At 74.6% G+C, this 6,399-nt stretch carries 5 protein-coding genes; 2 read left to right on the forward strand and 3 right to left on the reverse strand.

The genetic code is table 11. The features are described 5' to 3' along the window. Window positions 1-124 precede the first annotated feature (124 nt). Window positions 125-1,849: a SpoIIE family protein phosphatase gene (locus ACFV8H_RS28310; protein WP_380405402.1), complete on the forward strand. Its 1,725-nt coding sequence runs from the start codon at window positions 125-127 to the stop codon at window positions 1,847-1,849. A 62-nt stretch (window positions 1,850-1,911) separates the two neighbouring features. On the opposite strand, the gene ACFV8H_RS28315 is transcribed toward ACFV8H_RS28310, so the two are convergent. From ACFV8H_RS28315 to ACFV8H_RS28325, 3 genes are all read right to left on the reverse strand, one after another. Further along, window positions 1,912-2,547, reverse strand: coding sequence for a hypothetical protein (locus tag ACFV8H_RS28315; RefSeq protein ID WP_380405405.1), 636 nt, complete (start codon window positions 2,545-2,547; stop codon window positions 1,912-1,914). A 111-nt stretch (window positions 2,548-2,658) separates the two neighbouring features. Then, the gene (locus tag ACFV8H_RS28320; RefSeq protein ID WP_380405407.1) at window positions 2,659-3,879 is read right to left on the reverse strand and encodes a trans-sulfuration enzyme family protein; all 1,221 of its coding nucleotides are present in this window, start codon (window positions 3,877-3,879) and stop codon (window positions 2,659-2,661) included. Window positions 3,880-4,033: 154 nt separating this feature from the next. Next, window positions 4,034-4,411 carry a hypothetical protein gene (locus ACFV8H_RS28325; protein ID WP_380405410.1) on the reverse strand — a complete coding sequence of 126 codons (378 nt, stop codon included), beginning with the start codon at window positions 4,409-4,411 and terminating at the stop codon, window positions 4,034-4,036. 222 nt (window positions 4,412-4,633) lie between these two features. Here ACFV8H_RS28325 and ACFV8H_RS28330 point away from each other — a divergent pair, with 222 nt between their 5' ends. Further along, window positions 4,634-6,328, forward strand: coding sequence for an LCP family protein (locus tag ACFV8H_RS28330; protein WP_380405413.1), 1,695 nt, complete (start codon window positions 4,634-4,636; stop codon window positions 6,326-6,328). Window positions 6,329-6,399 lie beyond the last annotated feature (71 nt).

Below are 6,399 nucleotides of genomic sequence, written 5' to 3' on the forward strand. Positions count from 1 at the left end.
ACGCACTCTACAAGTGCGTGTGCGCGCACGCAACCGGGCACGCTTCGCTACAACACCGTCTCCGAGCGGTCAAGGTTTCACCCAGTTGTGGGCGTGCCGCGCCCCGACGCGTGATCATGGGCCTATGCACTTCCGGCACGGGCCCCGCGCAGAGGGCACCCCGCCCCCGGACGAGGACCCCGCCTCCGAACCCTCCGGCCACGACCCTGGTCACGACCCTGGCCACGACCCCGGGAACGACCCCGACCTGCTCCGCGAGCTGCTCGCCACCGCCCCGGTCGGTGTCGCCCTGCTCGACGACCAGCTGCGCTGGCACCACCTCAACGCGTTCACCACCGTCACCGGCCTGCGCCGCGCCGACCTGCTCGGCCGCGCCGCCGCGACCACCCCCTTCGCCGGTGCCGTCGCCACCCTGCGCCGCGTCCTCGCCGACGGCCGCGACCGCGAGCACGTCACCGGCGGCCCCGACAGCGCGGGCGCCCCCGTGCCGCCCGGACTGCGGGTGCGCTACCGGCCGCTGCGGCACGGCGGGCGGACCACCGGCGTGATCGTCGTGGTCCTGGACGACCCCGACCCGGCCCGCGCGCAGCTGCGCGAGCTCGAACAGGCCCGCGCCCGGCTCGCCCTGCTGGACGCCGCCGCCGAGCGGATCGGCACCACCCTCGACATCCGCACCACCTGCGCCGAACTCGCCGCCTTCACCGTGCCCGCCCTCGCCGACCTCGCCGTCGTCGACGTGCTGCCGCCCGAGGCCGAACCCGCCCGCCCGGGCCGGGCCGGTGCCCAGCGGCTGCACCGCGCCGCGGTCCGGGCCGTCCCCGGACTCGACGCCGCCCTCGCCGAACTGGCCCGCCCCGGCGAGTCCGTGCGCCACCGCGAGGGCTCGGCCGCGGCCCGCGGCCTGGCCGGCGGCGTCGCCGTGCTCACCGCACCCGGCCCCGCCGACGCCTGCCCGGCGGGCACCGCCTCACTGCTGGTCCTGCCGCTCGCCGCCCGCGGCCACCTGGTCGGGGTGCTCACCCTCGGCCGCACCGCCGCCACCCCGGCCTTCACCCCGGACGAGGCCGCCATGCTCGGCGACCTCGCCGCCCGCGCCGCCACCGGCATCGACAACGCCCGCAGCTACACCCGCTCCCAGGGCATCGCCCTGGAACTCCAGCGGGCCCTGCTGAGCGAGCCCGGCAATCCGCACCAGAACCTCGCGCTGGCCTCCCGCTACCTGCCCTCCGGCAGCAGCTCGGTGGTCGGCGGCGACTGGTACGAGACGGTCCGGCTGCCCTTCGGCCGCACCCTGCTGGCCATGGGCGACGTGATGGGGCACGGCGTCGAGGCGGCCGTCGACATGAGCCACTACCGCTCGGCGCTGCGCGACGTCGCCGGCATGGACCTGCCCCCGCACCGGATCCTGCGCCAGCTCGACCACGTGATCTCCGCCGACGACACCGCCCGCCCCGCGACCTGCCTGCTGGCCCTCGCCGACCCCGGCCGCGCCCGCTGGACCTTCTCCAGCGCCGGCCACCTGCCGCCCGCCCTGATCACCCCGGACCACCCCACCGAACTGCTGGCCGTCCCCACCGGCCCGCCGCTCGGCACCGGCTTCGGCGGCTACGAGCAGTCCACCCACCCGCTCGACCCCCGGCAGACCCTGCTGCTCTACACCGACGGCCTGGTGGAGCGGCGGCACGAGGACATCGACACCTCGCTGGAGCGCCTCGCCGCCCTCCGGCTCCCCGCCACCGGCGACCTCGACGAGCTGCTCGACGCCGTCCTGCACTCCCTCGCCCCGCCCCCGGCACCCGCCGCGGAGGACGACATCGCCCTGCTCGCCGCCCGGCCCAGGGCCCGCTGACGGCCGGCCCGCCGGCCTACTCCTCGCTCCGCGCCACCGACCCGGCCCACCCCTCCGCCGTCCTACTCCTCGAACCAGACCACCAGCCGGACGTGCTGCTCCCCGTGCACCTCGGCGAGGGTGCGTAGCACCGTCCACACCGGCCGCCACGGCCCGTCCGCGGGAACGGCGTCGCGGCGCCGGTCGCGCTCGGCCCGGAAGACCAGCGGTCCGGTGTCCCACTCGGTGCCCTCCGCCCAGTGCTCGCCGAGCCGACCGAAGTCGAAGGTCCGGCTGTCGATCCCGGCGGCCCGGGCGAAGGTCCGGCTCCAGTCCTCCCGGCGGACCGGCTCCAGCGAGCCGTCGGGCCGGCGCCGGTACCGGGCGATCCTGGTCGCCCGGGGCAGCGCCGGCTCGTCCCAGTCCACCGCGAGCACCTCGTCCCAGCCCAGCCAGGTGGCACCGAAGGCCGCCGGACCCCAGGAGGCGTGCCCGGCGCGGGTGGTGGCCGAGGCGTCCGCGGGCAGGCCGCGGGTACCGACCACCGGCCGCCAGTGGCCGTGCGGGTCCCGGACCCCGAAGAGGCAGGCGAAGGAGCCGTAGTCCCTGGTCGGCCCGAGCAGGGACAGGTCGACGGCCGCCTGCCAGGCCCGCTCCCCGGGGTCGAGGCCGGGGGCCCAGGTGCGGCACTCCACGAAGCCCCGGATGTCTGTTCCCATGGACCGGATCATGCCCGGTCCGCCGGTACCCCCGCAGCCGGATTTCCGCCCCGCCGGGCCGGGCCCCACCCGGCCTCCCGCTCAGGCCCCACCCAGCCTCCGGGTCGGACCTCAGGCCTTCACGAGGGCCTTCGCGAGGGCCTGCTCGACATCCGCCCACAGGTCCTCCGGGTGCTCGATGCCCACCGAGACCCGCACCGTCCCCGGGCCGATGCCCGCCGCCGCCAGCTCCTCGTCCGACAGCTGCCGGTGCGAGGTACTGGCGGGGTGGACCACCAGGGTGTGGACGCCGCCCAGCGAGGGTGCCAGTGCGGCCAGCCGGACGGACTCGGTGAAGGCCCGGGCCGCCTCCCGGCCGCCCGCCAGGTCGAAGGCCAGCACGCCGCCGTGGCCGTCGGGCAGCAGGCGGCGGGCGAGTTCGTGGTCGGGGTGGTCGGGCAGGCCCGGGTAGTGGACGGCGTCGACGGCCGGGTGGGCGGCCAGCCGGGAGGCCAGGTCGAGCGCGGTGTCGCAGTGGCGGCGGACCCGCAGCGCCAGCGTCTGGAGGCCGCGCAGGGTCAGCCAGGCGGCGAAGGGATCGGCGCTGGCGCCGAGTTCGGTCCCGTGGTGCCAGACCTTCCGGTGCAGTTCGGGGTCGGCGAAGACGGCGACCCCGGCCAGCACGTCCGAGTGCCCGCCCAGGTACTTGGTGGCCGAGTGCACCACCACGTCCGCGCCGTGCTCGATCGGGCGGCACAGCAGCGGGGTGGCGAAGGTGTTGTCGACCACGCTGAGCACCCCGGCCCGCTTGGCGACGGCGATCAGCCCGGGCAGGTCGGTGACCCGGGTGGTGGGGTTGGAGACGGTCTCCAGGTGCAGCAGCCGGGTGGTGGGCCGCAGCGCCGCCGCCACCTCGTCCGGGTCGGAGCCGGAGACGTGGGTGACCTCGACGCCCCACCGCTGCGCGAGGTCGGCCAGCAGCGCGAACGTCCCGCCGTACAGGCTCCGTTGGGCGATCAGGTGGTCGCCGGAGCGCAGCAGGGCGAGCAGTACGGTGCTGATCGCGCCCATTCCGGAGGCGGTGGCGAGCGCCCCGGTGCCGCCCTCCAGGTCGGCGACGGCGTCCTCCAGCGAGCGGACGGTGGGGTTGCCGTAGCGGTTGTAGACGAACGCCCCGTCGGGGCCGGCGAAGGAGGCGGTGAGCGCCTCGCTGGTCTCGAAGGCGTACAGGTGGCCCTGGTGCAGCGGGACGCCCATCGGCCGGGCGCCGCCGAGTCCGGCCAGCGGCGGGTGGACGATCCGGCTCTCGGGGCGCAGCGTGGCGGCGGCGGGGTTGCGCGGGAGGTCGCTCATGCCGCTCATCCTGGGGCGCGGCGGTCGGGCGGGACAGGGCCAATCACCGCCGGGTGGCCCGGCCCGGCGCCGTGTCGGCGCCCGGGCCGGCCGCCCCGGAACCGGCCCAGCGGCTCAGCGGTTCATCAGCTCAGCGGTTCAGCGGCCCAGCGGTTCAGCGACGACGGAAGAGCTTCCGCACCAGGTGAACGATGCCCCAGATCACCAGGATGATGAACAGGATGATCAGAATGACCACGACCAGCAGGAACTTGCCGAGCTTGGCGAAGAAGCCGGACTTCTTCTTCTCCTCCTTGGCCGCGACGTGCGCGACCTGCCGGTCCTGCGCGCCCTGAACGCCCTGGGCGGCGGCGCCGACGGCAACGGGCACCTGGGCGGCGGCGGCCGCCGGTCCCCCGGCAACGGCCGTGCCGCTCGCGGCGGTCCGGGGTGCGGCCACCGCCGTCGCGCTCGACGCCGCGGCGCTGAGGCCGACGGCGGCCAGCAGTGCCACCAGGGCGCCGGCTATCGAACGTGCGATCCGGTGAGTCATCGTGCTCCTCGTGCGGGTACGGAGCGACGGAGATGAGACCCGGTCGACCTTCTCTCATGGTCTGACCAGTATTTTTCTCATCTGCGCCTAGTATGCTCCTCTGGAAGTTCTACAGCCGTGTAAAAGTTTAGCGGCGGAACGACCCGGATCGACACTCCGACCCAGGACCACGCAAGCCACCGCTCCGTCGGGGGTTCCGTGGCAACTGTGGAGGATGACGCCGTGTCGGGTCGCAGGGGTTCCACCGAGGGCGAGAATTCGTCGCACCGGGCCGGTGGACGCAGAGCGGCGAACCGCAAGCCCGCTACGGGCGGGGACGGTTCGGCCAAGGACGGTTCGACGAAGGACGGTTCCGTCGAGGACGGCCCGGGCAAGGCGATACCCGACGCCCGCCCCGGCGGCCGGGCCAAGCCGAAGCCCAAGCGCAGCACCAAGCAGAAGGTGCTCTGGGTCACGGCCGGCTGCACCGCGCTGCTGGTCCTCGCCGGCGGCGCCGTCTACTACCGCCTGAACAGCAACATCACCACCTTCGACCGCGACGCCCTGAGCAAGGACCGCCCCGAGGCGGCCGCCCCGGACGCCCAGGGCCGCACCCCGGTCAACGTCCTGATGATCGGCTCGGACAGCCGCGGCAACGGCAACAGCAACCTGGGCGGCGGCGGGGACGACGGCGCCCGCTCGGACACCGCGATCCTGCTGCACATCTACGCCGACCACAAGCACGCCGTCGGCATCTCGATCCCCCGTGACTCCCTGGTCGACATCCCGCCGTGCAAGCTGCCCAACGGCAAGTGGACCAAGGAACAGACCAATGTGATGTTCAACAGCGCGTTCTCGGTCGGCAACACCGACCAGGGCAACCCGGCCTGCACCCAGAACGCCGTCGAGAAGCTCACCAACCTGCGCATCGACCACACCATCGTGGTGGACTTCGGCGGCTTCGCCGCGATGACCACGGCGGTCGGCGGCGTCGAGGTCTGCCTGCCGAACAACGTCTACGAGGGGGACCTCAACCCCAACCTCGGCCACAAGGGCAAGCAGATCTTCGCCAAGGGCAAGCAGAAGGTCGAGGGCCAGTCCGCACTGGACTTCGTCCGGGTCCGGCACGGCATCGGCGACGGCTCCGACATCGGCCGCACCAAGCGCCAGCAGGCCTTCCTCGCCTCCCTCATCAAGGAGGTCAAGTCCCGCGGCATGGACCCGACCACCCTGCTGCCGCTCGCAGACGCGGCGACCAAGTCGCTGACCGTCGACCCCGACCTCGGCTCGGCCGCCAAGCTGATGTCCTTCGCCATGTCGATCAAGGACGTCGACCTGCACGACGTCAAGTTCCTCACCGCACCCTGGCGTTACGAAGGCCCCCGGGTCGCCCTGGTCCACCCCGACGTGGACCAGCTCTGGGCCGCGCTCAAGGCCGACCGCACCATCGACGGCCAGGACGCCAGCGCCCAGAGCCCGGCCGCCACCGACTCCGCCGCCCCCAGTACCCCGCCCGCGGCCACGCCCTCCCCCGCCGCGGCCGCCAGGAACGCGGACATCAAGGTCGCCGTCCTCAACGGCACCGGCGAGAGCGGCATCGGCAGCAAGGGCGCCGAGACCGTCAAGGGCGCCGGCTACACCGTCACCGCCGTCGGCAACGCGGCCGGCAAGGCCCGCAGCACCACCGTGGTCGAGTACGGCGCGGGCGAGCGCAGCAACGCCGAAGCCGTTGCCAAGCTCTTCCCCGGGGCGAGCGTCCAGGCCGGCGGCAAGGGCCTGAGCGTGGTGCTCGGCCACGACTTCGCCGCCGCCAACCCGGCCCCGGCCACCGGTTCGACCCCCGGCGCCCCCGCCGCCCCGGCCCCGCTGCCGAGCAGCGTCAGCGGCACCGCCCGCTCGGCCGACGACGACCCGTGCGCCAACGTGTCGTACGGCTGAGCCGCCCTCCCCGGGGCCGTCCCGCGAGCGACGGCCCCGGACGGACCGACGGGGCGCCCGCGGACCTCACC

Origin of the sequence: Kitasatospora sp. NPDC059827 (genome assembly GCF_042731675.1) — a bacterium.
GTDB lineage: Bacteria > Actinomycetota > Actinomycetes > Streptomycetales > Streptomycetaceae > Kitasatospora.

What these genes read in the sequence shown, in the direction of transcription:
- ACFV8H_RS28310 (WP_380405402.1), top strand. Translation starts at nt 125, where the DNA reads ATGCACTTCCGGCACGGGCCCCGCGCAGAGGGCACCCCGCCCCCGGAC.
- ACFV8H_RS28315 (WP_380405405.1), bottom strand. Translation starts at nt 2,547, where the DNA reads ATGGGAACAGACATCCGGGGCTTCGTGGAGTGCCGCACCTGGGCCCCC.
- ACFV8H_RS28320 (WP_380405407.1), bottom strand. Translation starts at nt 3,879, where the DNA reads ATGAGCGACCTCCCGCGCAACCCCGCCGCCGCCACGCTGCGCCCCGAG.
- ACFV8H_RS28325 (WP_380405410.1), bottom strand. Translation starts at nt 4,411, where the DNA reads ATGACTCACCGGATCGCACGTTCGATAGCCGGCGCCCTGGTGGCACTG.